Genomic DNA, 25,480 nt, shown 5'->3' on the forward strand with positions numbered 1-25,480 from the left:
ATAAGCTAGGAACGCGAAATCAGGAAAGGTATTGAGTGCCGCGGTGGCCTTTATAAGTTGACTAAGCCAACTCAAGCTAGTTTCAATTCTTGATTTCTCTTTCGTAGAAGCGTTGATACTCAGCTAAATCCTTGGTTTGAAGTAGCAGTGGGAGATTATCAATACCGATAACCAAGATTTGGTAACCCGCGCCCCGTAATCGGCTTAGTGGCGACTGCGGCCCGCGCAGTTTTAGGGCGTAGCTCTGCGCCGCTTTCTGGACCGGCAATGTTTGTACTACTACCAATTCCACGGAATCGCCGAGGGCAGTGAGCTGCACTTGCAAGTTGTTGGCGCGGTAAAAGCGGTTATTGTAAGTGGCAAAGTCAGTTGGGAGGGTAGCAACAGGTGCTGCGCCTTTGGGGAAAATGAGCACTACTGCATGCCCCGTAGCTGGGTTGTTCAGGTAAGGAGTGGCTGTTGGCTCAGCGGGGGCAGGCGTAGAATTGCCCCCCGGTGCCGCTGCCGGCACTGGCATAGTAGGTTGAGTTGATACTTCTTTGGTCGGAACTGGTGCTGGAGCGGTAGGTTTGGCTGTGCCACCCACTTCTGCTGGCTTGGAAACGGTTGTGGCTGGCTGCTTGGCAGGAGTTGGATTGGCCGCTGAAACAGAAGTTGGAGCGGAAGCTGGCGGCGCCGGCACCGGCACCCGATTAACAGGTACTACCGGCCGGTTATCAGGGGCTATTGCTACGCGCCGCCGATTGTCTATTTCGCCGGGCCGAAAGGCAGATACGGGGGGCTTTTCTGTGGAGGCCAGAGCGCCACTAATGCTGCCCGCCTTATAGTCCTGATATGACTTGAGCAAAATGGCGGCTTGTGGAGCCAACGGGCTGCTGGGATAGTCTTTGTAAAACTTTTGTACCGCTGCCTGCGCTGATAGCGGCGGTTGGGTTCGGATGGTAAGCAGTGTATTGAGGAAAGCCACCCGGTCGTTCAGGGCGTTGTCCGGGTACTGGCGTTTCACTTGGTCCAGCAAGCCCGCTGCCTTTTTAAATTCCTGCTTTTTATAAAGGACAAAGGCTGAATCTACCAAGACGCCTACCTGCGCATTGGCCTGTGAAGTGCGACGTAAGTACTCCGGGTCGCCCACCAAGCGGGCGTAGGATGAATTGGGAAAAGACTGACGCAGCCGTTGGCTATATACTTCGGCCTTTGGGTCATTCTGATCTTTGTAGATCAAATACAGGCTGTAATATACTTCGGGCAAATGTGTGCTGCTAGGGAAGCCTGCTATCAACTTCTCGTAGGTTTCGGTGGCACGAGCGGGCTCCCGAAGCTGCTGGTTATAAATGCCCCCCAGCGTGAATAAGGCCTCTTCCATCTGCTTCTGTGAAGCCTGAAGCTGCGGAGCAGTAAGTGGAATATTTTGTCGGTATTGAGCAATTAAGCCACGCTCGAACGCAGCGGCATCATTCGCAGCGGGGGCAGCACCAGCTCCAGGGTTTGCACCGGGGCCAGCCGCGCCAGAGTTTGAAGCCGGCCCGCTCCCGCTCTGATTCGTAGCAAGGGTGCCGCTAACCTGGCTGCTGACCCGCCAATTGTCTTGTAGCTGTCGGGTGCCCCAGCGCCGAATAAACTCAGACCGGGCCGTGCTAAGCGCCGCCGGATTGTCGAAGTACCACTGGGCGCCAGTGCTCGTATTGGCAAATGCCACCGGATCAATATCAGGGTTGCCGGCCCGGGTTTCGCTGACGCCAGTATAGGCCTGTGCTTGCTGCTGTCGTATTTCCTGCGCTTTCTCAGCGGCGGCCAGTCGTTCGGCTTGCTGCTGCCGAGAAGCAATTTCTATCTTGGCATATTCACTAAGCCGCGTGCGCAGCGCAGCAGTATCTAATCGAGCTAATGCTTGTAGGCTGTCCTGTGTTTCGATGATGGTGATCTGCTTGGCAAATTCCTGTAGAATCTGGGCTCTCTCGGCGGTAGCTGCGTACTCAGGTGCCGTGGGGGGCAAATTCTGCACTGCGCTATCGTAGTAGGCCGCCGCTAGCTGATACCGTTGCAGGTTTTCGTAGTAGATGCGACCTGCCAGCAGATGAGTATAAGACTTTTGTACCCGATTGGGCGTAGGCACACGCAACGACTGCTGCACGAGCGCCAGCGCTTCCGGGTAGCGCTGCTGGCGATAGTCGAGCCGGGCCATCTCATACAGGACCTTGTCGCGGTACTCCTTATTATTGGGGTCTTTAAGCAGCTTAGCAAAATACTTGTCCAGTCGCGCCCTATCGGTATTCAGATCAGATACCTGCCCTAGCAGCAGCTTGGAATAGAAATCCAGCTCGTAAGGTGGATTGCGTTTCAGAATCTGGTTGAGCTCAGCATACGCCTCCTTATCCTGACCTTGAGCCTGATAGAGCTGCGCCAGAATATAACGGGTACGGGAGCGCTCGTTTTTGGGCTTGATATACGGAATGGCCTTGTTCAGATTCTCAATAGCCAGCTTCGGATTATCGGTCAATAAATGATACTCCGCGCGGGTCAGAAACAACTCCCGGGCAGTGCTTTCGCGGCCTTCTTCCTTATCCAGCACATCCGACACCGCCGCGGCGTTATCGTACTCTTTCTGAGCTAAGTACGTACGCATAAGCCATATCAAGGCTTCCTGCTTCACTGTGGCGTCTTCGCTGCTGCCGTTGATATAACGGAAAGTCTTGGCTGCCTCCTCGTACTCCTTTTTATAATAGCGTGCCTTTCCGATGACGAGGTAGCTGTCATCCGACCAGGCGCTGCCCGGTTGGTACTGAAGGGGAAGAGAGGCTTTTTTTATAATGTCGTCGAGGTCAGCCGTTATTTTCGTGACAGTCGCGTCGTCCAGGGTTGGGAAGAGAGGTAGAAAGCGGTTGTAGTCATTGATGCGCGCCGCGTAAAGCGTGGCCTCCGTCGTGCGCATCTTCTCGCGGGCGAGAAAAAAGCCATTATCCCGTGCCACAATATTCCGGTACGTGCGGCCCAACACTGATTTGCGCTCTGAGGAACAAGCGCCCATGCCCGCTACCAACAGCAGCAAAGCCAGCGGAATTGAAAACAGCCGAAAGAGCGGAGTAGTAGTCAAAATAGAAAGCAGATCAAGGCGGTGGGTTGGCTAATTAACGCGCCCAAGTAGCCGATTCGTTCGGCGAAGCTGGGGGGCATTTTCTTCTCAACGTTGGGCTTCGGGTAAAATTACGGCTTTTTCCCTGCCTGCTTTTCATATCTGCATAATTCTAAGGAATTGCTACCGGTATTTGTGTGTTGAAAAGTTATACTTTTGCCCCCCATCCTGCTATTTGCAATGCCCGCTGTCCCGCCCCCTGATAAGCCCACCAACTCCAATCCGGACCGCTTGCGCGCTTTTGCCAAGTATTCAGGTTTGGGATTCCAGATGCTGGCCATCATTGGTCTGAGTGCGTGGGCTGGCACGGCGCTCGATGAGCGCTTTCAGAACGAGCGGCCCTGGTATACCATTGTCCTGATGCTGCTCGGTGTATTTATAGCTATGTATCAAGTCATTCGCTCCCTTACTCGTGACTCATAAATTTGTCCGATTCCTCACCGCTAAGTATCACCCATAAGGCATAACTCTACACTCAAATGATTTTTCTGCGTCAGTTTATTCTCTTCTGCTTACTTCTGGGGGGCATTTTTTATGCTTTGTCCAGTCAGTTTGGGACGGCAGTCATTCATCCGCTCACCATTTACGTATTTGGGTTCTTTGCTCTCCTGACGCTTATTACTTATTGGGTCACTTCCCGGCTTATAAGAGCCAACCCCGACAACTTCATGGGTGCCTACTTCGGTTCGATGGTAGTGCGCCTGTTGTTGTCGGTGGGACTGGTGCTTGTATTCTTATATAATGGCGGCGCCCAGGAGCGCCCAGGGCTATGGACATTTCTGGGGGGCTTTTTTATCCTGTATTTTCTCTTCGCTGGGTTTGAAATCTGGAGCGTCCTGAGTAACTTGCGCCCGTTTTCAAAACAGGGTTAGTCCAATATCCTGCCCCCACCTAAATTACTCTGAATGAAGCGTTTACTGATAGCTCTCTTTTGCATTCTTTCGCTTCCCGTTTTTGCCCAAGAGCATGCGCCCACCGTTGAAGAAGCCACCGACTCGGAAGCCTTCAGCCCCGGCGAGATGATTCTGCACCACATTGGCGATGCCCACGAGTGGCATTTCGCTACTCTGGGCGATGAGAAAGAGCACGGTATTCACTTCACTATTCCGCTGCCGATTATTGCGTATCAAGCCGGAAAAGGTCTGAGCGTGTTCTCTTCATCGCAGCTTGCTGAAGGTAAAACTTATAATGGCCTGAAGCTGGAGCACGAGCACCTCATAGCCGAAGACGGCGGCAAAGTCTACGACTTCTCTATAACTAAGAACGTTGCCTCACTGATGTTGAGCGCAGCCCTGCTGCTGGGTATCTTCTTCACAGTAGCCGGCCGCTACAAGAAAAACCGGGGCGGTGCTCCTAAGGGTATTCAGTCCTTTTTCGAGCCCATCATCATCTTTATTCGCGATGAAGTAGGCAAAAAAGCCATCGGTCCTAAGTACGAGCGCTACATGCCGTATTTGCTCACCGTATTCTTCTTTATCTGGTTCAGCAACTTGCTAGGCTTGCTACCCGGCGCGGCCAACCTCACCGGCAACATCGCCGTGACGCTAACCTTAGCGGTCCTGACATTACTTATCACCTTATTCAGCTCTAACAAAAATTACTGGGCCCACATCTTTGCTACCCCTGGTGTGCCGAAGGCGTTGCTGCCCATCATGATTCCGGTTGAGCTTATTGGTGTAGTGGTAAAACCATTTTCCCTGATGGTTCGTCTGTTTGCCAACATCACCGCGGGCCACATCGTGATCCTGAGCTTTATCAGCTTGATTTTCATCTTCCAAAGCGTATTGATTAGCCCCGTGACACTGGCTTTCGGCTTGTTTATCAACATGCTGGAACTGTTAGTAGCCATATTGCAGGCATATATTTTCACCCTACTCACTGCCATGTATATCGGCGGTGCCGTAGAGGAGCACCACCACGATGCTGACCTCCAAATTGGAGGCGATAACTCTGCTACTCCAGTACACGGCCACTAGGCCATTCAGCTTACATTACTCACCCTGATTTTTTCGTTTTTCACTTCCCTCTAATTTTTGTTTTATGCTTCTTTCTCTGTTTTTGCAGGCTGTCAGTGACGTTTCCAATTCGGTTGGTCTAGCCGTAATGGGTGCCGGTATCGGTGCCGGTCTGGTTGCTCTTGGTGTTGGTCTGGGTATCGGCCGCATCGGTGGTAGCGCCATGGAAGCCATTGGCCGTCAGCCCGAAGCTGCAGGTCGCATCCAAACTGCTATGCTGATCGTAGCGGCTCTGATCGAAGGTCTGGGTCTGTTCGCAGTAGTAGTCTGCTTGCTGATTTCCTTCAACCTCTAGAGATAGGGGCACCCGCCTGGGCAGCCCGCTGCGCGTCGCTTCGGCGCACGGCGCGGCGGGCTGACTTGGCTTTTTAGTAGTGAGTATTTAGGAGCTGGTAGTTGGCACTGAATATAGAATCCACCCACTGCATCTGAGGTGCTGCCAGTTTATCAACGAGCAGCACTAACTACCAATTACATACTGACTACCCCATACTAACTACCGCTTTATGCCTCCCTTAGTAACCCCCGAATTAGGCCTGATTTTCTGGCAGTTGGTGATTTTTGGCTTGGTGCTGCTTTTGCTGGCCAAGTTTGCCTGGCGTCCCATTCTTGCCTCTCTTAAGGAGCGGGAAGATTCCATTGAAAGCGCTCTACGCATGGCCGACCAAGCCAAGCTGGAAATGCAGCAGCTGAAAGCCGGCAACGAAAAACTGCTGACTGAGGCGCGTCAAGAGCGCGACAAGATTATGCAGGAAGCAAATCAAATGGCTAACCAGCTGATCGAGCAAGCCAAAACCAAAGCGAATGAAGAAGGCGGCCGCATGATTGTGCAGGCACGCGAAGCCATTCAGAACGAGAAGAACGCCGCGCTGGCCGAAGTAAAGAACACGGCTGCTCAGCTCTCTATCGATATTGCTGAGCGTATCCTCCGCCGCGAATTAACCGATAGCAGCTCCCAGCAGCAACTCGTAGACTCGTACCTGAAGGACGTTAAGCTTAACTAAAGAAGCGGGTAGCTATAAGCTGGAAGGAATCATACTCAGCGGTACTTCTTCCTTCATGATTTAAGCTATCAGTTTCAAACCCTACAAAAATGTCTGAACAACGAGCTGCTTCCCGCTATGCTAAGTCTATGCTAGACTTGGCGCAGGAGCGAGGCAATCTGCCGCAAGTAAAAGAGGATATGGATCTGTTTGCCAAAACCCTGGAGCAGAACCGTGACCTGCGTCTCTTGCTGCGCAACCCCATTGTGAAGCACGATAAGAAGCTGGCTATTCTGCGTGCCATTTTCGGCGGCAAAGTGTCGGAGGTGACGGAGAAATTCTTCACCATCATTACTCAGCACAACCGCGAAAGTGCTTTGGAATGGGTAGCTACCGAGTTTCAGAGTCAATACGAACGCCTCCGCGGTATTCAGGTAGCTCAAGTCACTACGGCTCAACCCCTGACGCCAGCTTTGCGCGAGGAAGTAACCCAACTGGTACGCCGCCAAACCGGCCTCCAGAGCATTACGCTCACTGAGAAAATTGATGAGTCACTTATTGGCGGTTTTGTGCTGCGCGTAGGTGACCAGCAGATTGACGACTCGGTGCGCAACCGCTTGCGCAAGCTGCGCGGCGAGTTCACGAAGAACCCCTACCAACCCCAACTATAACTCAGCATCATGGCAGAAGTACGTCCGGATGAAGTATCCGCCATCCTGCGGGAGCAGTTGTCCAATTTCAAGACCGCAGCCGAACTTGAAGAAGTCGGCACGGTGCTGCAGGTGGGCGACGGTGTGGCCCGCATCTACGGACTGGGTAATGCCCAGTCGGGGGAATTGCTGGAATTTGAAAACGGCCTGCAAGCCCTAGTTCTTAATCTTGAAGAAGACAATGTAGGTGCCGTAATGCTCGGCGACTACAGCGAAATCCGCGAGGGAGCTACGGTACGCCGCACAAATAAAATTGCCTCCATCAAAGTGGGTGAAGGCATCATTGGCCGCGTGGTAAACACGCTCGGTCAGCCTATCGACGGTCGTGGCCCTATTGCTGGCGAGTTGTATGAAATGCCTCTAGAGCGCAAAGCTCCCGGTGTAATCTACCGTCAGCCAGTAAACGAGCCTTTACAAACGGGTATCAAGGCTATCGACGCCATGATTCCGATTGGCCGTGGCCAGCGCGAATTGATCATCGGTGACCGTCAGACGGGCAAGTCTACGGTTGCTCTCGATGCTATCCTGAATCAGCGCGAGTTCTTCGAGCGCGGGGAGCCTGTATTCTGCATTTATGTAGCCGTAGGTCAGAAGGCTTCTACTGTTGCTCAGGTAGTAAACGCCCTGCAGCGTGGTGGTGCCATGGACTACACAGTAGTTGTAGCCGCTTCGGCCTCTGACCCAGCTCCGATGCAGTTCTTTGCTCCCTTTACAGGTGCTGCTATCGGTGAGTTCTTCCGCGATACTGGTCGTCCCGCACTAGTTGTGTACGATGACTTGTCAAAGCAGGCAGTAGCTTACCGCGAAGTGTCGCTGTTGCTACGTCGCCCTCCAGGTCGCGAAGCTTATCCTGGTGACGTATTCTATCTGCACAGCCGCTTGCTAGAGCGTGCCGCGAAGATCAACGCTTCCGACACCATCGCTCGCGATATGAACGACTTGCCCGAGAGCATTAAGCACTTGGTAAAAGGTGGTGGTTCACTAACGGCTCTTCCCCTGATCGAGACTCAAGCTGGTGACGTATCGGCTTACATCCCGACCAACGTAATTTCGATTACGGACGGACAGATCTTCTTGGAAACCAACTTGTTTAACTCTGGTGTGCGTCCTGCTATTAACGTAGGTATCTCGGTGTCACGCGTAGGTGGTAACGCCCAGATCAAGTCGATGAAGAAGGTAGCTGGTACGCTGAAGCTGGATCAAGCCCAGTTCCGCGAATTGGAAGCTTTCGCCAAGTTCGGTTCGGACCTTGACGCTTCTACCAAGCTCACAATTGAGCGTGGCCGTCGCAACCTAGAGATTCTGAAGCAGCCTCAGTTCTCGCCGGTAAAAGTGGAAGACCAAGTCGCTATTATCTACGCGGCTACCAACGGCTTGCTGGATAACGTGCCTGTTGAAAAGGTTCGCGCCTTCGAAATTGAGTTCCGTCAGGTTATGCAGACCCGTCACCCTGAGGCTCTGCAAGCTTTGAAAGCAGGTAAGCTCGACGACAACATCACGAACGCTATCCGTCAGGTGGCAAAGGACTTGTCGGCGTCTTACGCAAAATAAATAGTTAGATACCTGAGTATTGAATGAAGTTGCTCTTATAGCTAATCATTCAGTTCTCAGGTATTCAACAAGTTGATAATCAAGAATGGCCAGCTTAAAAGAAGTCCGGAGCCGCATCATATCGGTGCAGAGCACGCAGCAAATCACCAAAGCCATGAAAATGGTGGCGGCGGCTAAGCTGCGCCGCGCGCAGGATAATATCCTGCGTATGCGCCCTTATGCCCAGCGGTTAAATAGCATTCTGAACAATCTGACTAGCTCTGCTGAAAGTGGAGTAGAAAGCGAGTACAGTGTGCAACGCGAAGTGCGCCGCGTGCTTGTAATCGCTATCACTTCTGACCGCGGCTTGGCTGGTGCCTTCAACAGCAACATTTTTAAAGGTGTAAATCAGCTGTTGGCAAGCCGCTATAGCACTCAGGCCGCGGCTGGAAACGTAACGGTGTTAGCCATTGGTAAGCGTGCTCATGAGTATTTCGTGCGTCGCCGCCTGCCAATGCTTGGCAATTACAACCACGTTTTTGGCTCCTTGTCATTCGACACGGTGCGCGTGGCGGCTGAGGAAGCGATGGAAGGTTTCCGGTCTGGGCAGTTCGATGAGGTGACGATGGTATACAATGAGTTCAAGAACGTGGCTACGCAAATAGTACGCGCTGAGCAGTTGTTGCCACTTGTAGCCGTTGAGGCACCTGTGACGGCAACTCCAACCGCCAACGTTGATTACATCTTCGAGCCGTCGAAAGAGGAAATCGTGCAAACCCTGATTCCGCAGTCGCTGAAAGTGCAACTGTATAAAGCTGTATTGGAGAGCAATGCCTCAGAGCATGGTGCCCGCATGACGGCGATGGATAAGGCTACTGAAAATGCTGGTGAATTGTTAAAGTCACTGAAGCTCACATACAACCGTACGCGTCAGGCTGCTATCACTACTGAGATTCTCGAAATTGTGGGTGGTGCCGAAGCACTGGCTGCAAGTCGTTAAAAAGGATTATTATTACATAAAAAAGCCCCCCAGAAACATTCTGGGGGGCTTTTTTATGTAACACATACATACGCTGGATTTGTCGCTAAAGCTTGGCGTACTGACGTTGGGCAGTCTGTTTATCAGGTTTCGGTGCTTTCGGATACTGTTCGATCATGTTAAGCACATCCTGGGGGGCAATTTCGGTGAAGTCTTTAATGACTTTCATAGGGTTTTGAAACTTGCTGGCCTTCACGCTGGTGCTAAGACAAATACAACGCATACCGGCCTTATAAGCTGCTTGTTCGCCCAACACTGCATCTTCAAAGACAATACAGCGCTCCGGTGGTACGCTAAGCTGCTTAGCGGCAACGGTGAAAGTATCGGCGTGCGGCTTACCCCGCTCTACATCAGCCTTGCCTGTGATGGTATCGAACAAGTGACGCAGGTTTAAGTGGTCGATGATGTACTCGATCGTTTCGGGAGGCGAAGCTGTTCCGAGACCTATTTTGAAGCCTGCTGCTCGGGCTGCTGTCAGGAATTTGGTGAGGCCAGCCGCTTCGCGGCGCTTATTCCAGTAGAGTACCCGGTACAGAAACTCGCGTTGATCGGCGTACTTCTTGAGCTCCTTTTCGGGCACTGGATGCCGAAAAACTGTTTTCAGAATATTGGTGGCCGGCATGCCATTCAGGCGCTCTAGCAGCCGACGCGCATTAGTGGTCAGACTATGTTCGCGAAACAATAGCTGAAAGGCACGAGCTTGGTAAGCAGTGTTATCAATTAAAACCCCATCCATATCAAAGATGAGTGCGTAGTCAGAAGCATTAGGCATACAAGGAGAAAGTAGTTTTAATAAAAGAATAATCTGTTGGTGTACGGCACGTAGGCTATTTCGGCTGCCGGCTCCCTGAATTACGAGTGCGGGCGGCTATCTTTGCGCCCGCAAACGCTGGCTTTTGTCGCCAACCGCAAGAAGCCAGGCGGTTACACATGCTACTGTTTTGAAAAAGAGCCTATTCCTGTTGCTGGCCATTACCTTGGTAGCGCCGACTTTTGCCCAGAAAAAAGGTAAACCCCTTGACCGCCCTAAGCTGGTAGTAGGCATAGTGGTAGACCAAATGCGCTACGACTATCTCTATCGCTACTGGGATAAGTATGGTAATGGCGGCTTTAAACGCTTGCTCGGTGAAGGCTTTAGCTATGAGAATACCCACTACAACTACGTGCCGACTTATACCGGACCGGGCCACGCCAGTATTTATACAGGCACCACGCCTTCCGTTCACGGCATTGTGGGAAATAACTGGTACGTACGTGAGGCGGGCCGGGCCACGTATGTAACCGAAGATAAAACGGTGCAGTCGGTGGGCGGAACCGCTGAGGCTGGTCAACAGTCGCCGCGTCATATGCTCACGAGCACCATTACGGACGAGCTGCGGTTGGCCACCAATTTTCAAGCGAAGGTGATTGGGGTTTCGGTCAAGGACCGGGGCTCCATTCTGCCAGCCGGTCACTCCGCTACCGGTGCTTATTGGTACGATGGCGTGAACGGCGCTTTCATTACCAGCACTTTCTACCAAAACAGTTTGCCGGAGTGGGTGACCAAGTTTAACGAACGGAACCTGCCGGCTCAGTACCTCGACAAGCCCTGGAATACGCTGCTGCCTATTGCTCAATATACTGAGAGCACCGCTGACGATGTGCCTTGGGAAAGTGCCTTCAGAGGGGAAACTAAGCCTGTGTTTCCGCACGACTTGCCCTCTCTAAGTGCCGCTCCTGCTACGCAGACGAAAGCAGCCCTACAAACCGCCGGTGAAAAGCCCCCCGTGGCTGCCGCCCGCAACCTTGACCTTATTCGCTCTACCCCCTTCGGTAATACGCTGTCCCTAGATTTTGCCATGGAGGCAATTCGGGCGGAGCAGCTGGGCCAGCGTGGCGTGACCGATTTTCTGGCCCTGAGCTTTTCCTCGCCCGACTATATTGGTCACCAGTTTGGACCTAATTCGATTGAGGCGGAAGACACTTACCTGCGGCTAGATTTGGAAATAAAGCGTTTGCTGGAGTATCTGGATAAAACAGTAGGCAAGGGCAATGCCCTGATTTTCCTGTCAGCTGACCATGGCGCAGCGCACTCGCCCGACTTCCTGCGGAGCCACCGCATTCCCGCTGGCTCAGTGGGGCCGCGCATCATGCGCGACTCGGTGCAGCGCGAGTTGGAGCGCCGTCATGGGGCAGGTAATTGGGTGCTAGCTTACGACAACCAACAGGTATATCTCAACCGGCCGCTTATCGCCGAGCGCAAACAAAACCTTCGTCAGTTTCAGGACGAGGTAGCTGATATTGTATTGAACTTTGCGGGCGTGACGCGCGCCATCACCTCCGACGATTTGCAGAAATCGCACTGGGAAAGTGGCATGCTGATGTTCTTGGAAAATGGTTTTTTTCCGAAGCGCAGCGGTGATGTGCTGGTAGTACTAGAGCCAGGTTGGCTTGAGTCGTATGCTTATCCCGTTAACAAAGGCACTACCCACGGCTCGTCGGGCAACTACGATACCCATGTACCGTTAGTGTTCTGGGGCTGGCACGTTCGCCACGGCGAATCGCGCACTCCGGCTGCTATTACCGATATTGCACCTACAATTGCCAGTTGGCTCCGTATTCAGGAACCCGATGGCTGTACGGGGAAGCCACTAGTGGAAGTTTTGCGTTAGTTATAAGTTAAAAGCTGGCTTTAATGGTTAGAATCAGCTTTTTATCATCTCGCGGCATCTTCATGCCAGCTAATCCGTACGCACCTGCGGCCTGATAATTTTTTGCTTCTTTATAACTCGCGTTTGTAACAGCGGCAAAGTTTTACTTCTGATTTCAAGATTTTACTTTCTCTTTCACAATAATGACTCACTTTAACCCCTGGCACGATGTAGAGCGCGGTGATAACGCTCCGAACGTTGTAAATGGCATCATCGAAATTCCGAAGGGCTCGAAAGGCAAATACGAGTTGGATAAGGCCAGCGGCCTGCTTAAGCTGGACCGCGTGCTGTTTTCGGCAGTGCATTACCCTGCTGCTTACGGCTTCATTCCCCAGACCTACTGCGACGATAAAGACCCGCTTGATATCCTGGTTATCTGCTCCGTCGATGTGGTGCCCATGTGTATCATTGAGGCCAAAGTCATTGGCGTGATGCAGATGATTGACCAGAATGAGGAAGACGACAAGATTATTGCCGTGGCTGCCAACGATATTTCGGTGAACCACTTCAACGACATCGCCGATTTGCCCCCCCACACCCTGCGCGAGATGCGCCGTTTCTTCGAGGATTATAAAGCTTTGGAGAACAAGCAAGTATCGGTGGAGCGCTTTATGGGCCGCGAAGATGCTTACCGCATCATCGGCGACAGCATCAAACTCTACAACGATACCTTTCCACTGGGCGGCGCCACACCGCCCGTAAAGCCTCGCCCGGCTGGCGTAGAGCTATAAAAAAGGGATATTTCTGTGCCGTAAAGCGGTCCGCTGGTAGTTTGCCGGCGGACCGCTTATCTTTTTTAGGGCTCCGTCGTAAGGCGGTGTATGCTTACCCACCCACCCGCATCGTCAGTATGGCGCTGGCTCTACGAGAACAGCCTCTCGGTTATCGTAACGATTTTAGTTTTGCTTACACTTGTAGGCCAGCTATTTACAGGGTGGCACGACTACAACGACGAGCTAAAGCAAATGGAACTGGCTCCGCTCACGCTAAGCCAGTATGTTCAATCGGGCCACTTCATCGAGGCCACCTTTGAGAACTGGGAAAGCGAGTTTCTGCAAATGGCTCTGTACGTATTGCTCACTGTGTGGCTGCGCCAACGGGGCTCTTCCGAGTCGAAAAAGCTTTACGAGAAAGAAGAAGTAGACCAGGATCCAGACCCTAATAAGCTGGATGCGCCGAGCGCGGTGAAGCGTGGCGGCTGGGTGTTAAAGCTGTATCAGAATTCGCTGAGCCTAGCCTTTTTTCTGCTGTTTCTGGGCGCCTTGTACCTGCACGCTTTGGGTGGAACCGAGGTCTACAATATTGAGCAGGCGCATGAGGGTGAGCCACTGGTCAGCGTATGGGGCTATATGCAAACCTCCCGATTTTGGTTTGAGTCGCTGCAAAACTGGCAGAGCGAGTTCCTGTCCATCGTTTCCATCGTGGTCTTATCCATTTTTCTGCGCCATAAAGGCTCCCCCGAATCGAAGCCCGTGGATGCGAGCTACGCCGAAACGGGCAAATAGGAGGGAACCGTACCTTTGGGGCTGAGCGTTGCGTTTTTTGCCCCCGCTTGCCCCCGCTGCCATGCACGATAGTATCGACAAATCGCCGGCTACTGCTCCTGCTTCCGCCTTCACTGGCCTGAAGCGGTGGACTGATGCCGTGCTTTACAGCAGCGTGCTGGTGTCGGCGGCGGCGGCGGGACTTACGTGGGCCACGTTTCTGTTCTGGCGCGTCCATATTCCGGGACGGTTGGGGGTGATGATTTTTGCCGCTACGCTATTCCTTTACAACATCGACAGCGTACTGCCCTACAAGCACCGCCAACAGCTCGTGCTGTCGGGCCGCAAGCTTTGGATGATTCAGCACCGCCGCGAGCTGTTTATGCTGGCTTTGGCGGCGCTGGCAGTAGCTGGAGGGCTTTTTTGGCTCGATGGCTGGCAGCCAATGACTGGGTTTCTGGCGCATCTGGCCGCCATTTCGCTGCTGTACTCATTGCCCATCGTGCGCATTAGAGGCCGCTGGCGCGCCCTCCGCGATTTGCCGCTGCTCAAGGTTTTTTTGATTGCCTATGTCTGGGCCGCCGTCACCGTCTGGATTCCGGCTCTTTACATGCATAAAAGCCTGACAGCGCCCGTGGTGCTCGTGCTCTTCGCGCGCCGGTTTTTCTTTATTCTGGCCCTGGCTTTTGTATTTGACATTCGGGATTATACCAAAGACCTGTTGAGCGGCACACACACGTTTCCGGGAATTTTTGGGGTAAAATCCACCAAAGTATTAGCGCTGTTAGCTCTCGCTATTTCCGGAGTGCTTATTCCTCAGGGGGTTACCCTGCTCTATCTGTTGGTGCTCACCATTCCCACAGCGCTGGCCGCCCTCATCATTTGGTATGCCGACGAAACTCGTCCGGACTACTACTTTGCTGTGTTGGCCGATGGCGTGATGCTGGTGCAGTTTCTGGCGGTGTATTGGGTGTCCTGAACTCTCCTCGGCGCTGACTTAGCGAACCTGATTAAAAGGATTCTTTCGTTGTTAGCTCCTCCAACGCCGGCCCGATAAACCGCGCGATATCTCCCGCTACTAAGCCCGCTTCGCCGGTAACCTGGGCTGCCAAGTCGCCGGCGCGGCCGTGGGCGTAGATACCAATCAAGGCTGCGTCAAGGGGGGAAAGCGGCTGGGCACGGAGCGCGGTGAGGATGCCCGTGAGTACATCGCCCGAGCCGCCGGTGGCCATGCCGGGGTTGCCGGTGCTGTTAAAGTAGAGCGTGCCATCGGGCGTGCCAAGGCAGGTGTTTGCGCCTTTCAAAATGGTATAGCACCTATGCTTCTGGCAGAAATCGCGCAGCAAATCGAGCCGATGATAGTCGTCGCGGGCGGGGCCTGCGAGGCGTTCAAATTCTTTAGGGTGAGGCGTGAGCAGCGAATCGGGGGGAAGCGTGGCCAACAGCTCCCGGTTTTCGGCCAATATATTCAAGGCATCGGCGTCCAGCACAAGCGGCACTTTTGCCTCGCGCAAAAGTTGCGCGAGCACCTGTTGGGGGGCTTTTTCTTTGCCCAGGCCGGGCCCGATTCCGATACTGGAGTAGGGCGTGAGGTCAGGTAGCTCAGATACAAAATCGGCGGCTGGGTCGGTGAGGCACATGGCTTCGGGCACGGCTGTTTGTACCACATCGTAGCCCACAGCCGGTACGCGCAGGGTAAGCAGGCCCACGCCGCTTCGTAGGCAGGCCTGCGCGGCCAGCACCGCAGCACCTATTTTGCCCTTGCTACCGGCCAGCAGCAACGCGTGACCATAGGTGCCCTTATGAGCAAAGCGCGCGCGCTTCTGAAGCCGTCCGGCTAGTAGAGCGGCGTCAAGGAAGTGAAGTTTGGTCGCAGTTTCCTCGATAAACTTCTTGTCTAGATCAATGGGCAGTACGTGCCACTGGCCAACGTACTCGGCATTATGAGGCAGCATGAAAGCCAGCTTGGGCAGCTCAAAGCTGACCGTGTGCCGGGCCCGCACTACGATGCTGTCGGCTGGTTGGGGCGCATCGGAGAAAAGCCCGGACGGAATATCCACGGCTACCACCCGCGCCTGCGCGGCGTTCAGATGCTGCACTACGGCGGCGGCCAAGCCTTCCAGCGGCCGCGTCAGGCCAGTGCCAAACAGCGCGTCGATTACAAGCGCGCCCGCCGGGATGGGGAGCAAATTTGTGGCTGATAGCTCGGTAACGATGACCTCGGGGGGCAATTTTTGGAAGTTCCGCTGAAAATCACCCGACTTATTTTCCGACGGTAACACGGCCACTCGCACCGTGTAGTCGCGGCCATACAGTCGGCGTGCTACCACTAGGCCGTCGCCGCCATTGTTGCCGGGGCCACAGAGTATCAGGATCTCGCCGGCTTCTTTGGGCGACAGCCGAGCGGTAAGCCAATCGGTGAAGGCGGTGGCGGCGCGCTCCATGAGGGCTTCGGAGCTGATGCCTTCAGATTGAATAGTAGCCTGATCGGCGGCGCGGGTTTGGGCGGCGGTGAAGATTTTCATACGTAAGGTGTAGCGTGAAAATCAATGGCGCGTTTCATTGTGCCCGCACTTTCTGCTTATTTTAATTGTAGCGAAATCAGGAAAGCTACCCGCACTGCTACGCACGCATTGGCTGCCGGCCTCATTAAACTTACAAGGCACCCACGGCGTTTGCACATTAATACTATTCTCTGAACCCAACTGCAAGACCCAAGACTATGCAAACCTGGAACGACGTCATTCGCCTCGCCAACAATGGCAATATGCCCCCCGAGCGCCGCGTAGTAAAATCCGACGCCGAGTGGAAGGCCCAGCTCACTCCTGAGCAGTACCACGTTACGCGCGAACACGGCACGGAGCGCGCTTTCAGTGGTGAATACTGCGAAGCCCACGAGGCTGGCCTGTACGCCTGCGTGTGCTGTGGCACGCCCCTCTATGACTCGCGCACCAAGTTCGAATCGGGTACGGGCTGGCCGAGCTTCACGCAGCCGGTGCAGGAAAACGCCATCAAATACAAAAAAGACACCAGCTACGGCATGACCCGCGTGGAAGTGCTCTGCAACGTATGCGATGCCCACCAGGGCCACGTATTTCCCGACGGACCGCCCCCCAGCGGCCTGCGCTTGTGCATTAATTCGGCCTCAGTTCAGCTGGTACAGGAGCCACAAAAGGCCTGACTTTGCCCATAAGAACTGTAGCCTCTGATTACTCAAATTCAAAAAGCAGCTATCTTAATCGGATAGCTGCTTTTTTGTGCAAAGGCCGCTGAAGCTGCTGCCGAAATTATCGCGATTTTTGCACCCCTCGCTTCTGTTTCGCGTTGAAACAGCGAGATTCCACCCACATTTGCCCCCCACCCACCATGTCCTTATTATTCACCGATTTTGCCAGCTGGGAAGCGCATTGCGCCCGTACCGGGGAAGCGCTGTATCAGCCCGTACTGGCCTACGAGATTGAGCAGAAAGGCCGCACCGAAGAGGAAATCTGGGCTGGCGTGCAGCGGGCCTACGATGTGATGCGCGAAGCCGTGCACACGGGCCTCACTGAGGACATGACTTCCCGCTCGGGCATGGTAAACAACGGCGCGAAGAAGATTGCCGCCTCGCCGGTTACGGTATTGTCGCCTGAGTTCAAGCAGCTAATTACCAGAGCATTGGGCGCCAAAGAAGTGAACTCCTGCATGGGCCGGGTAGTGGCCGCGCCTACAGCTGGCGCCTCCGGTATTCTGCCCGGTGTACTGGTCACGCTCCAGGATTTGCATAAGCTCGACGACCGCAAGATTCACGAAGGCTTGCTCGTTGCGGCCGGCATTGCCCTGATTATTGAGCAGAATGCTTCGTTGGCTGGGGCTGTGGGTGGCTGTCAGGCCGAAACGGGTAGTGCGGCGGCTATGGGCTCCGGTGCTATTGTGTACTGCCTCGGCGGCGACGTAGAGCAAACCTTCGCGGCCGTAGCCATCACCATTCAATGTATGCTGGGTCTCATCTGCGACCCCGTGGCGGGCCTGGTAGAAGTGCCCTGCGTGGTGCGCAACGCTTCGGCGGCGGCTATTGCCTTCTCATCCGCCCAGATTGCCATTGCCGGCGTCAATCCGGTTATTCCCGTCGATCAGTGCGTGATGGCGCTGGGTGAAGTGGGCCAAAGCATGGAAACGCGCTATAAGGAAACTGCTCTCGGCGGCTTGGCCAACACGCCCCGCGGCCGCGAGATTGAGCAGCGGGTATTGGTGCAGGACATCAATATTCTGCCCGACGAGGAAAATAATTATTGAGTTAAGTTGTCAATAAAAAAAGCCCCCCAGAAGCTTCTGGGGGGCTTTTTTATGCTCTATTGATTGGCTTCCTTCACATCTTCCTTATGGGGAGCAACGGGCTTAATGGCCGGCGCCATCGTGAGCTTAGCCAGGTACTCAACAGCGTGCGTGTAGCGGCTTCGCAAAAGATGATACTTATTCCAAGCAGCTTCCTTATCGGCCACAACGGGCACATCTGTCTCGGATAAAAGCTCATAAGCCCTGAGAAACTCCTCATGGCTGGGGTTCTGCATGGGGTCAGTGGGGCCCAGGTAAGGAGCCGGCTTCGAACGGGTGCGCTCCTGAAAAAAGCGCGCAATGCGGGTAAGGGCAATGCAGCCGGCTTTAAAGCAAAGCTCAATTCGGGCGTCGCGGGGCTTATCGACCGTGCTAATGCGCAGGGCTGCTGTATCGAGGATGGTGCCCAGCGCAGTTACCCAGGAGCGGCCCGGCTGGGGCGAGCGGAAATAAGCCAAGACGGGCAGAGAGGTGTGCGTTTCCTCCAACTCCATGCACCATTCTTCCCACTGCTCCCACTGCGGCCCTTCATCTGCGAGCAAACTGGTCCGCTGAAGCCACACAAGCAAGCCCAGCGCCGACACCGGCGTGCCCGCCCGACGCTCCAGCCGGGCCACCACCAACTCGCGCCGCGAGTAAGCCTGATAAATAGTCGGCAGATAAGAAATCAGCAGCGTAATCAGCAGCAAGCCAAGCGTGGCCTCCGAATAGCTCAGGATATCGCCCGCTAATGAGTCGGCCTTTTCGGAGCCGATGGTAAGCAGTGAACTATTACTGAATTTAAAGCAGTCGATCAAAGAGCCTTCTCCTATGGCCCAGTAAATGGCTGTGTAGCCTAGCGCTACCAGCACCAGCCAAACTATTTCTAGCGCCACCAAACTTACGGGCGCATACATGGCCATTATCCGGTCGCGCGCGGCAAACGTCTTGAATAGGGAGGTAAGGGCGGTGAATAGCTTCCGAATGACCCAGTACATCCATTTGTTGATGATTACCAGATCGTTACGCGGTAGAACGAAGGAGCGGATGGCCCCCATCACGGTATACACTACCAAGGCCGCTCCGGCTCCGAAAGCCAGAACACGCAATACTACATCGAGCATAAAAATAGAATAGTACACCGGTATGCCGCTGTTCTACTCTGGTTCAGCTCGCAGGGTTGGTTGCGACTATAAAAGATTACTGCTCTATTAGAAATGAGCTTATTTCCGCTCCTTCCACATCTTATTAAACGACTTAGGCGCCACCTCCAGCGCATCGCGGCGCTTGTTCCAGCCTACCTGGCTCAGCATGCGCATCAGTACCCAGTTTTTGGCTTTTGCGGGCAGTAAGTTCAGCAAGCGCCGACTCTTCATAGTGCGCATCCATAGCTGAATGGCAATACGCTCTTCTTTGTCCGTGTGGCCTTCCGCCACGCTCTGCTGCCGGTTTTTGAGCAGAATATTATGAATATTGATCTTCACCGGACACACCGACGTGCAGGCCCCGCACAAGCTGCTGGCATAGCTCAGATGCTTGTTCTCGGCCATGCCCGATAAGTGGGGCGTAATCACGGAGCCGATGGGGCCGGAGTAGGTGGCCTCGTAGGTATGGCCCCCGATGTTTTTATACACCGGACACACGTTCAGGCAAGCGCCGCACCGAATGCAGTGTAGCGCTTCGCGCTTGTCGGGCTGAGCCAGCAGGTTGGTGCGGCCGTTGTCGAGGAGTACCACGAACATCTCGTCGGGGCCGTCTTTTTCCAGCGGTTGGCGCGGGCCTGTATAGATGGTGTTGTACACCGTCACTTGCTGGCCGGTGCCGCTTGTGCTGAGCAAGGGCCAGAACAAGTTCAAGTCCTGCATGGTTGGAATCACCTTCTCAATGCCCACAATGGCAATGTGCGTGCGCGGAAACGTGGCCGACAGGCGGGCGTTGCCTTCGTTCTCAGTCACGGCCACGGCGCCGGTATCAGCAATCAGAAAATTACCCCCCGTAATGCCTACTTCGGCCGACGTGTACTTATCGCGCAGCAAGTGGCGGGCGGTGAGCACGAGTTTTTGGGCGTCATCGGTGTGCTCGATGCCGAGGTGCTTGACGAAGATGGCGGCAATATCGGCCTTGCTCAGGTGCATGGCCGGCGTAACGATGTGGTAGGGCCGCTCGCCGTTGAGCTGCACAATGTACTCGCCTAGGTCCGTCTCCACCGACTCGATGCCGTTTTTCTCCAGAAACTTGTTAAGGTGAATCTCCTCAGTGGTCATGCTCTTGGCCTTCACCACCGTGCGGGCGTGGCGCCGAGCCATGATTTTGCCAATCTCATACAAGGCTTCTTCCGCATTCTGGGCCCAGATAACCTTGCCGCCGCGCTCAGTGAAGTTGCGCTCAAACTCCAGCAGATACTGGTCGAGGTTGTTAATCACTTTCGCCTTCAGGTACGATGCCCGCTCCCGCGCCAGCTCGTGGTCGTAGTACCAGGTAAGGCCTGTCTGGACGGCCGCGTTGTACTTGCCAATGTTGAAGCGAATCTTGCGCCGATGCTCTAAATCGAATGCTTTGGATTCCGAATCGGCGAGAAATTGAATGACTTTAGTCATGGCGGCAAAAGGATAAGCAGTAGGCCGAAGCCAACAGAGGAAGCAACTGGTAACTCTGAATTCTACCTTAAAGTTACGTCTTACGTCCGCTATCCAAGCATTAAAAGGCTTTTTGAATACTCTTAGCCGAGCGCAGCATGTAGTCTGAAACATCACAAAAAAAGCCCCCCAGAGAAACTCCGGGGGGCTTTTCACCAACTAAAAAATTAAGGCTTGCTTGAATCGACAACGATTCGATTGTCGCGGTTGGCTAGCTCCCAAGCGGTGTAGAACACCAGCTGAGCGCGCTTTTCCATCTTCGGAAACTCGATTTTCTCTACCTCGTCGCCGGCGGCGTGGTAGTCGTCGTGCACGCCGTTGAAGTAGAACGCCACCGGAATCTTGTGCTTGGCGAAATTATAGTGGTCGGAGCGGTAGTAGAAGCGGTTTGGATCTTCCGGGTCGTTGAAGCGGTAGTCCAGGTCGATGTTCGTATATTTCTTATTGGCCGCCTCGTTGATGGCATGCAGCTCCGAGGAAAGCTTGTCGGAGCCAATGACGTACACATAGTCGCCTTTGCCTTCGTGCTCCTTATCGGTACGGCCAACCATGTCAATGTTCAGGTCAGCAATGGTTTTCTCAAGCGGAAATACCGGATGATCGGTATAATACTCCGAGCCGAGCAAGCCTTTTTCCTCGCCCGTCACGGTCAGAAACAGGATGCTGCGGCGCGGGCCGTGGCCGTCTTTCTTGGCTTGGGTAAAGGCCTGCGCCATTTCGATAACTGATACCGTGCCTGATCCGTCGTCGTCGGCGCCGTTGTTTACCTCGCCGTCAATGATACCGATGTGGTCGTAGTGCGCCGATACCACCAGCAGCTCGTCCTTCTTATCGGTGCCTTCCAGGTAGCCCAGCACGTTTTCCGTCGTGAAGTCTTCCAACTTCTTGGCGGCGTTGATGCTCACCTTGGCGGGCTTAAACGTGGCCGCTACCGGCTTGCCGGCTTTGCCTACTGAGGTCTGATATTGGGTGAGCGCTGCGGCAGTAGTGCCCAGCATTTTGCCCCCCACGGCCGGTGAAACGAAGAAAGTAGCTGCGCGCGGGTTAGCCGAGGTCGGCGCTTCCTTAAACGAAATGCTCGGCCGACTGATGTAGGGTGCCATGCGAGCAGCCAGTTTGGTGAAGTTGCCGTTCGGGTCGGTGTCAACGAAGAACACGCTGCGAGCACCTTTCTGCGTAGCCAGAGCTGATTTGGCGCGGTAGTCGGTGCCCCACTTGCTGGGCGCGCCATCTTTGCCGAGCACTGGCTGCTTCTGCGCATTCATCGGCTCACCCAACAGAATGATCAGGTCTTTGCCTTTCACGTCGCCCAGGCTGGCGTAGTCGGAGTAGCCTTCCTGCTCGATGCCGTAGCCGGCAAATACGGGCTGAATAGTGGTTTCCTGCTGGAAGGGCGAAGTGCCCGCCGCGTAGAAATCCGTCAGCCACTTGTACGTCTGACCGCCTACTTTCAGCGTGGCACCATCGGCCCAGGTAGAGCGCACCATGGTAAAGTGCTGCAAGTACGGGTTGTCGGAGCCTTGTACGGGGCCAGTCAGACCTAAATCTTTGAACTGCTTGCTGATGTACTCAGCGGCCATTTTCTGACCTTTCTCCCCGGTTTCGCGGCCTTCGTAAGCGTCGGAGGCCAGAATGGTGAGGTGCTGGCGCAAATCGGCCTGCGTGATGGTGGGACCGTAGGTAGCAGCCCAATCGGTGGTGGCGGCAGTGGTGGCGCTGGCACTGCTGGGGTTAGCGCCTTCCTTTGTTGGGGCCTCGGTCTTCTGCTTGCGCTTTACTTTGACTTTACGCTTGGTGGGCGCATCCTGGGCTACCGCGGAGGTAGCGCAGCAGGCCGCCAACAACAGGGCGTAGAACGTGTTTTTCTGCATGGGGTGGAAAAAGTGAATGAATCGGGAAGGGAATGACGCAGGAAGTGCGAAAAAATTGCTTTCAGCTAAAAACCGCTTCTTAAGACTTGCTGATAAGGACGGAAGCGTAAGCCGCAACGCCCTCATTCCGGCCCACAAAACCGAGCTTTTCGGTAGTGGTGGCTTTAATGGAAATGTCATCGGTCTCAACGCCCATCACCTCGGCCAGCACGCGCTGCATCTCCGGGATGTGCGGATTGACTTTGGGCTGCTCCAGGCAAATGGTAGAGTCGATGTTGCTGATGCTGTAGCCGCGCTCACGGAGCAGGCGCACCACTTCGGCCAGCAAACGCTTGCTGTCGATGCCTTTGTACTGCGGGTCGGTGTCGGGGAAGTGAAAGCCGATATCACGCAGATTGGCCGCGCCCAGCAGCGCATCACAGATAACGTGGATTAGTACGTCGGCGTCGGAGTGGCCCAGGGCGCCGTGGGTGTGCGGCACCTGAATGCCGCCGAGCCAGAAGGGCAGGCCCTCGCGGAGTTGGTGTACGTCGTAGCCGAAGCCGGTACGAATTTTCATGGAAGCAGGAAATAGGGCGGAGAAATAATTGGGAAGCCTAAGGTACGCTAAAGTAGAAACGACGCCCTAAAGGAAGGCGTGGGGGCAAATTTGCCGGCCCGAAAAATAAAGTTGGCGAAGTGTAAAGTAAGATTTGCCCCCCAGCGTCTGCATAGCTAAAAAATAGCCGGAGAAAAGATCACAAAAAATTAATGGAAACTTTGGATTCAGTTAAAGTTTCCTGTGTATCTTTGTGCCGGAATTATGGAAATCAAAGACCGCATCTTACAATCAGCTAAAGCGCTATTCATGCGCAACGGTATCAAGAGTGTATCGATGGACGACATTGCTACGCACTTGGCTATGTCGAAAAAGACGCTTTATAAATGGTTTGAGAATAAAGATCAGATCGTGCATGCCGTCATGGTTCACTTTCTAGCGCATGAAGAAGCTGATTGCGCTGGGATGGCTGCCAAAGCCGACAATGCCCTAGAAGAACTATTCGAGATGATGGAGTGGAGCAAACAGCTCATGACCAACATTCACCCCAGCATCTTCTACGACCTCCAGAAATATCATCCCCAAGCCTGGCAAGTGTGGGTCGACCACAAAAACCAGTTTATCCTCGAGATGATTACCGACAACCTACGTCGTGGTATCAGCGAGGGCCTTTACCGCGCCGACCTCGATATAGAAGTGCTTTCCCGCCTTCGGTTAGCCCAAATAGAACTAGCCTTCAACGCTGAACTCTATCCACCCCGCCAGTTTGATCTAGGTCGAGTGCAAAGCATTTGCCTCGAGCACTTTATGATTGGTTCGGCTACGCTCCGGGGCCACAAGCTGATTAACGAATACCGTCAGGTGACGGAACAGGAATAAGAACAACGATTCGCATACTGCTTCCCGCTTTTTATGAAAAACACGTTTCGCCTTCTAATGCTCGCCGTGGTGCTGAGCTTTCTAGGGCTGCACCAATTACTAGCCCAAACGCCCTCCACGGGCCAATCGCCGGCTTCTAGTGCGCCCATGGCGCTGAGCTTACAGCAGGCCATCGACTACGCCTTGCAGAACAAGTCGACTCTCCAATCTCAGCGCCTCAACGAGCAGATTGCTTCGGCTCGGGTGAATGAAGTAAAGGCTAGCGGCTTGCCCCAGATCAACATTGGGGGCGGCGTGACGGACAATTTCAAGCTCCAGCGCCAGCTCGTCGATTTTGGCGCCTTTGCGGGCGGAGCGGGCACGCTCAATGGCACTACGCTCACCCCCGATCAGCTGCGCAACGTGCAAAGCGGTCAGAGTGTGGTGTTGGAGCCCGCGTACACGCAGGTAGAATCGGCTGGGCCTCAGCCGCTTGCGTTTGGCTTGCGCTACCAGGGCAATGCTGCGGTTAATGCTTCGCAGCCCCTGTTCAACGCTTCCGTTTTTCTGGGGCTGAAAGCGGCCAAAGTATACGAGAAGCTTGCCGTGCGCCAAAGCCAGCAAACAGAAGTTGAGGTAGTGGAGCAGGTATCGAAAGCCTACTACAGCACCTTGGTGGCTAGTGAGCGGCTACAGTTGCTGGCTCGCAACGTACAGCGCCTCGACACGCTGCTTTACCAAACGGAGCAGACATTTAAGGAAGGCTTTGTTGAAAAGCTGGACGTGCAGCGCTTGCAGGTACAGCTTAATAACCTGCGCATTGAGCAGCAAAACGCTACTCGCCTGATTGATCTGAGTGTGGCCCTGCTTAAGTTTCAGATGGGTCTGGACCAGCGCCAGGCCGTCAACCTCACCGACCGCCTCGACGCGGCCGTGGTAGAAGCGGAGCGCAACCGCCTGCAAAGCGCCGGCAATGAGTTTGATTATAGCCGCCGCATTGAATATCAGGTGCTGGAATCTCAGCGCGACTTGGCCGCGCTCGACGTGCGCAACCGCCGGGCAGGGTATCTGCCTACGCTCAACCTTACTGCTAACTACGGCTTCATCGGTTCTGATCCGCGCCTGGGCGGGCTGCTTGATTTCCGCGGACCTAACTCCAGAGCTACCACGCCCAGTGGGCGGCAAGTCCTGAATCAGAACTGGTTTGGCTTTGGCAACTACGGCCTGGCTTTGCAAATACCGGTGTTCGATGGCTTCCGCAAGCGCGCCTCTATTCAGCAAGGCAAACTGGCGCTGGAGCAGGTGCAAAAGGGCTTCACCACCCTGCAGCAAGGCATTGACCTAGAGCGCCGCCAGAGCGAAACCAGCTTGCAAAACACGCTCGATGTGCTGGCTAACCAAAAGGCTAACCTCGAGTTAGCCACGGAAGTAGCGCGGGTTGCCAAAATCAAGTTTCAGGAGGGCGTAGGCTCCAACCTGGAAGTAATCACGGCTGAAACCGACTTGCGCCAGGCCCAAACCAACTACTACACTTCGCTTTACGATGCGCTGGTAGCTAAAGTCGATTTCGATAAGGCTGCCGGTACCCTGTATCAGAGCAACAAATAATCATAGCTGCGGCTGGGGGGCTTTTTTGCTCCTGTCAGGGCACAAAAAAGCCCCCCAGCCGCACCTTTTTTCATCCTTTCAGTTAGTTAGTGAAC

The 25,480-nt window shown here is 54.3% G+C and carries 23 protein-coding genes; 16 read left to right on the forward strand and 7 right to left on the reverse strand.

From position 1 onward, the window contains the following. Nucleotides 1-82: 82 nt before the first annotated feature. Complete coding sequence (porW, locus tag IEW06_RS06960; protein ID WP_187733317.1) at nt 83-3,091, reverse strand: type IX secretion system periplasmic lipoprotein PorW/SprE; 3,009 nt, start codon at nt 3,089-3,091, stop codon at nt 83-85. A 219-nt stretch (nt 3,092-3,310) separates the two neighbouring features. On the opposite strand from porW, the gene IEW06_RS06965 reads away from it, so the two are divergent. From IEW06_RS06965 to atpG, 8 genes are all read left to right on the forward strand, one after another. Continuing rightward, nucleotides 3,311-3,553 (forward strand): AtpZ/AtpI family protein, encoded by a 243-nt coding sequence (locus tag IEW06_RS06965; RefSeq protein WP_187733316.1) that lies wholly within the window; start codon nt 3,311-3,313, stop codon nt 3,551-3,553. 56 nt (nt 3,554-3,609) lie between these two features. Next, nucleotides 3,610-4,002 carry a hypothetical protein gene (locus IEW06_RS06970; RefSeq protein WP_187312101.1) on the forward strand — a complete coding sequence of 131 codons (393 nt, stop codon included), beginning with the start codon at nt 3,610-3,612 and terminating at the stop codon, nt 4,000-4,002. A gap of 33 nt (nt 4,003-4,035) precedes the next feature. Then, on the forward strand, nt 4,036-5,106 hold the full coding sequence (gene atpB / locus IEW06_RS06975) for a F0F1 ATP synthase subunit A (RefSeq protein ID WP_188547801.1): 1,071 nt from the start codon (nt 4,036-4,038) through the stop codon (nt 5,104-5,106). 64 nt (nt 5,107-5,170) lie between these two features. Further along, nucleotides 5,171-5,440 carry an ATP synthase F0 subunit C gene (atpE, locus tag IEW06_RS06980; protein ID WP_084443863.1) on the forward strand — a complete coding sequence of 90 codons (270 nt, stop codon included), beginning with the start codon at nt 5,171-5,173 and terminating at the stop codon, nt 5,438-5,440. 211 nt (nt 5,441-5,651) lie between these two features. Then, complete coding sequence (locus IEW06_RS06985; RefSeq protein ID WP_187733314.1) at nt 5,652-6,149, forward strand: F0F1 ATP synthase subunit B; 498 nt, start codon at nt 5,652-5,654, stop codon at nt 6,147-6,149. A gap of 89 nt (nt 6,150-6,238) precedes the next feature. Then, a complete protein-coding gene (gene atpH, locus IEW06_RS06990; RefSeq protein ID WP_187733313.1) occupies nt 6,239-6,799 on the forward strand; it encodes an ATP synthase F1 subunit delta in 561 nt (186 codons plus the stop codon). 9 nt (nt 6,800-6,808) lie between these two features. Further along, nucleotides 6,809-8,389 carry a F0F1 ATP synthase subunit alpha gene (atpA, locus tag IEW06_RS06995; protein ID WP_187733312.1) on the forward strand — a complete coding sequence of 527 codons (1,581 nt, stop codon included), beginning with the start codon at nt 6,809-6,811 and terminating at the stop codon, nt 8,387-8,389. 85 nt (nt 8,390-8,474) lie between these two features. Continuing rightward, nucleotides 8,475-9,368, forward strand: a complete 894-nt coding sequence (gene atpG / locus IEW06_RS07000) for an ATP synthase F1 subunit gamma (RefSeq protein WP_187733311.1) — start codon at nt 8,475-8,477, stop codon at nt 9,366-9,368. A gap of 85 nt (nt 9,369-9,453) precedes the next feature. Here the strand turns inward: atpG and IEW06_RS07005 are convergent, their stop codons facing one another. Continuing rightward, nucleotides 9,454-10,179, reverse strand: a complete 726-nt coding sequence (locus tag IEW06_RS07005; RefSeq protein ID WP_187733310.1) for an HAD family hydrolase — start codon at nt 10,177-10,179, stop codon at nt 9,454-9,456. Nucleotides 10,180-10,348: 169 nt separating this feature from the next. On the opposite strand from IEW06_RS07005, the gene pafA reads away from it, so the two are divergent. From pafA to IEW06_RS07025, 4 genes are all read left to right on the forward strand, one after another. Beyond that, complete coding sequence (gene pafA, locus IEW06_RS07010) at nt 10,349-12,058, forward strand: alkaline phosphatase PafA (protein WP_188547803.1); 1,710 nt, start codon at nt 10,349-10,351, stop codon at nt 12,056-12,058. A gap of 182 nt (nt 12,059-12,240) precedes the next feature. After that, complete coding sequence (locus IEW06_RS07015; protein WP_188547806.1) at nt 12,241-12,828, forward strand: inorganic diphosphatase; 588 nt, start codon at nt 12,241-12,243, stop codon at nt 12,826-12,828. 90 nt (nt 12,829-12,918) lie between these two features. After that, a complete protein-coding gene (locus tag IEW06_RS07020; protein WP_187733309.1) occupies nt 12,919-13,602 on the forward strand; it encodes a DUF6766 family protein in 684 nt (227 codons plus the stop codon). Between the two features lie 61 nt (nt 13,603-13,663). Further along, nucleotides 13,664-14,560 (forward strand): UbiA prenyltransferase family protein, encoded by an 897-nt coding sequence (locus IEW06_RS07025; protein ID WP_187733308.1) that lies wholly within the window; start codon nt 13,664-13,666, stop codon nt 14,558-14,560. 31 nt (nt 14,561-14,591) lie between these two features. On the opposite strand, the gene IEW06_RS07030 is transcribed toward IEW06_RS07025, so the two are convergent. After that, nucleotides 14,592-16,106 (reverse strand): NAD(P)H-hydrate dehydratase, encoded by a 1,515-nt coding sequence (locus IEW06_RS07030; protein WP_187733307.1) that lies wholly within the window; start codon nt 16,104-16,106, stop codon nt 14,592-14,594. A gap of 197 nt (nt 16,107-16,303) precedes the next feature. On the opposite strand from IEW06_RS07030, the gene msrB reads away from it, so the two are divergent. Both msrB and sdaAA read left to right on the forward strand, forming a co-directional pair. Continuing rightward, nucleotides 16,304-16,762, forward strand: a complete 459-nt coding sequence (gene msrB / locus IEW06_RS07035; protein WP_188547808.1) for a peptide-methionine (R)-S-oxide reductase MsrB — start codon at nt 16,304-16,306, stop codon at nt 16,760-16,762. Between the two features lie 185 nt (nt 16,763-16,947). After that, nucleotides 16,948-17,856 (forward strand): L-serine ammonia-lyase, iron-sulfur-dependent, subunit alpha, encoded by a 909-nt coding sequence (gene sdaAA, locus IEW06_RS07040; RefSeq protein ID WP_187733306.1) that lies wholly within the window; start codon nt 16,948-16,950, stop codon nt 17,854-17,856. Between the two features lie 56 nt (nt 17,857-17,912). Here sdaAA and IEW06_RS07045 read toward each other — a convergent pair whose 3' ends face one another. From IEW06_RS07045 to ispF, 4 genes are all read right to left on the reverse strand, one after another. Then, entirely contained in the window at nt 17,913-18,998 is a 1,086-nt protein-coding gene (locus IEW06_RS07045; RefSeq protein ID WP_188547810.1) for a hypothetical protein, read from the reverse strand. Nucleotides 18,999-19,097: 99 nt separating this feature from the next. Next, a complete protein-coding gene (locus IEW06_RS07050; RefSeq protein WP_187733304.1) occupies nt 19,098-20,471 on the reverse strand; it encodes a LutB/LldF family L-lactate oxidation iron-sulfur protein in 1,374 nt (457 codons plus the stop codon). A gap of 206 nt (nt 20,472-20,677) precedes the next feature. Beyond that, nucleotides 20,678-22,381, reverse strand: a complete 1,704-nt coding sequence (locus IEW06_RS07055) for a M28 family peptidase (protein ID WP_187733303.1) — start codon at nt 22,379-22,381, stop codon at nt 20,678-20,680. A gap of 79 nt (nt 22,382-22,460) precedes the next feature. Further along, entirely contained in the window at nt 22,461-22,940 is a 480-nt protein-coding gene (ispF, locus tag IEW06_RS07060) for a 2-C-methyl-D-erythritol 2,4-cyclodiphosphate synthase (protein ID WP_187733302.1), read from the reverse strand. Nucleotides 22,941-23,183: 243 nt separating this feature from the next. Between ispF and IEW06_RS07065 the strand changes: the two genes are divergently transcribed. Then, nucleotides 23,184-23,798, forward strand: a complete 615-nt coding sequence (locus tag IEW06_RS07065) for a TetR/AcrR family transcriptional regulator (RefSeq protein WP_187733301.1) — start codon at nt 23,184-23,186, stop codon at nt 23,796-23,798. A gap of 33 nt (nt 23,799-23,831) precedes the next feature. Then, nucleotides 23,832-25,385 (forward strand): TolC family protein, encoded by a 1,554-nt coding sequence (locus IEW06_RS07070; RefSeq protein ID WP_188547812.1) that lies wholly within the window; start codon nt 23,832-23,834, stop codon nt 25,383-25,385. Nucleotides 25,386-25,480: the final 95 nt, after the last annotated feature.

Source organism: Hymenobacter qilianensis (genome assembly GCF_014638675.1).
In the GTDB taxonomy this organism is placed as follows: Bacteria; Bacteroidota; Bacteroidia; order Cytophagales; family Hymenobacteraceae; genus Hymenobacter; species Hymenobacter qilianensis.

What these genes read in the sequence shown, in the direction of transcription:
- IEW06_RS06965 (WP_187733316.1), top strand. Translation starts at nt 3,311, where the DNA reads ATGCCCGCTGTCCCGCCCCCTGATAAGCCCACCAACTCCAATCCGGAC.
- IEW06_RS06970 (WP_187312101.1), top strand. Translation starts at nt 3,610, where the DNA reads ATGATTTTTCTGCGTCAGTTTATTCTCTTCTGCTTACTTCTGGGGGGC.
- atpB (WP_188547801.1), top strand. Translation starts at nt 4,036, where the DNA reads ATGAAGCGTTTACTGATAGCTCTCTTTTGCATTCTTTCGCTTCCCGTT.
- atpE (WP_084443863.1), top strand. Translation starts at nt 5,171, where the DNA reads ATGCTTCTTTCTCTGTTTTTGCAGGCTGTCAGTGACGTTTCCAATTCG.
- IEW06_RS06985 (WP_187733314.1), top strand. Translation starts at nt 5,652, where the DNA reads ATGCCTCCCTTAGTAACCCCCGAATTAGGCCTGATTTTCTGGCAGTTG.
- atpH (WP_187733313.1), top strand. Translation starts at nt 6,239, where the DNA reads ATGTCTGAACAACGAGCTGCTTCCCGCTATGCTAAGTCTATGCTAGAC.
- atpA (WP_187733312.1), top strand. Translation starts at nt 6,809, where the DNA reads ATGGCAGAAGTACGTCCGGATGAAGTATCCGCCATCCTGCGGGAGCAG.
- atpG (WP_187733311.1), top strand. Translation starts at nt 8,475, where the DNA reads ATGGCCAGCTTAAAAGAAGTCCGGAGCCGCATCATATCGGTGCAGAGC.
- IEW06_RS07005 (WP_187733310.1), bottom strand. Translation starts at nt 10,179, where the DNA reads ATGCCTAATGCTTCTGACTACGCACTCATCTTTGATATGGATGGGGTT.
- IEW06_RS07015 (WP_188547806.1), top strand. Translation starts at nt 12,241, where the DNA reads ATGACTCACTTTAACCCCTGGCACGATGTAGAGCGCGGTGATAACGCT.
- IEW06_RS07020 (WP_187733309.1), top strand. Translation starts at nt 12,919, where the DNA reads ATGCTTACCCACCCACCCGCATCGTCAGTATGGCGCTGGCTCTACGAG.
- IEW06_RS07025 (WP_187733308.1), top strand. Translation starts at nt 13,664, where the DNA reads ATGCACGATAGTATCGACAAATCGCCGGCTACTGCTCCTGCTTCCGCC.
- IEW06_RS07030 (WP_187733307.1), bottom strand. Translation starts at nt 16,106, where the DNA reads ATGAAAATCTTCACCGCCGCCCAAACCCGCGCCGCCGATCAGGCTACT.
- msrB (WP_188547808.1), top strand. Translation starts at nt 16,304, where the DNA reads ATGCAAACCTGGAACGACGTCATTCGCCTCGCCAACAATGGCAATATG.
- sdaAA (WP_187733306.1), top strand. Translation starts at nt 16,948, where the DNA reads ATGTCCTTATTATTCACCGATTTTGCCAGCTGGGAAGCGCATTGCGCC.
- IEW06_RS07045 (WP_188547810.1), bottom strand. Translation starts at nt 18,998, where the DNA reads ATGCTCGATGTAGTATTGCGTGTTCTGGCTTTCGGAGCCGGAGCGGCC.
- IEW06_RS07050 (WP_187733304.1), bottom strand. Translation starts at nt 20,471, where the DNA reads ATGACTAAAGTCATTCAATTTCTCGCCGATTCGGAATCCAAAGCATTC.
- IEW06_RS07055 (WP_187733303.1), bottom strand. Translation starts at nt 22,381, where the DNA reads ATGCAGAAAAACACGTTCTACGCCCTGTTGTTGGCGGCCTGCTGCGCT.
- ispF (WP_187733302.1), bottom strand. Translation starts at nt 22,940, where the DNA reads ATGAAAATTCGTACCGGCTTCGGCTACGACGTACACCAACTCCGCGAG.
- IEW06_RS07065 (WP_187733301.1), top strand. Translation starts at nt 23,184, where the DNA reads ATGGAAATCAAAGACCGCATCTTACAATCAGCTAAAGCGCTATTCATG.
- IEW06_RS07070 (WP_188547812.1), top strand. Translation starts at nt 23,832, where the DNA reads ATGAAAAACACGTTTCGCCTTCTAATGCTCGCCGTGGTGCTGAGCTTT.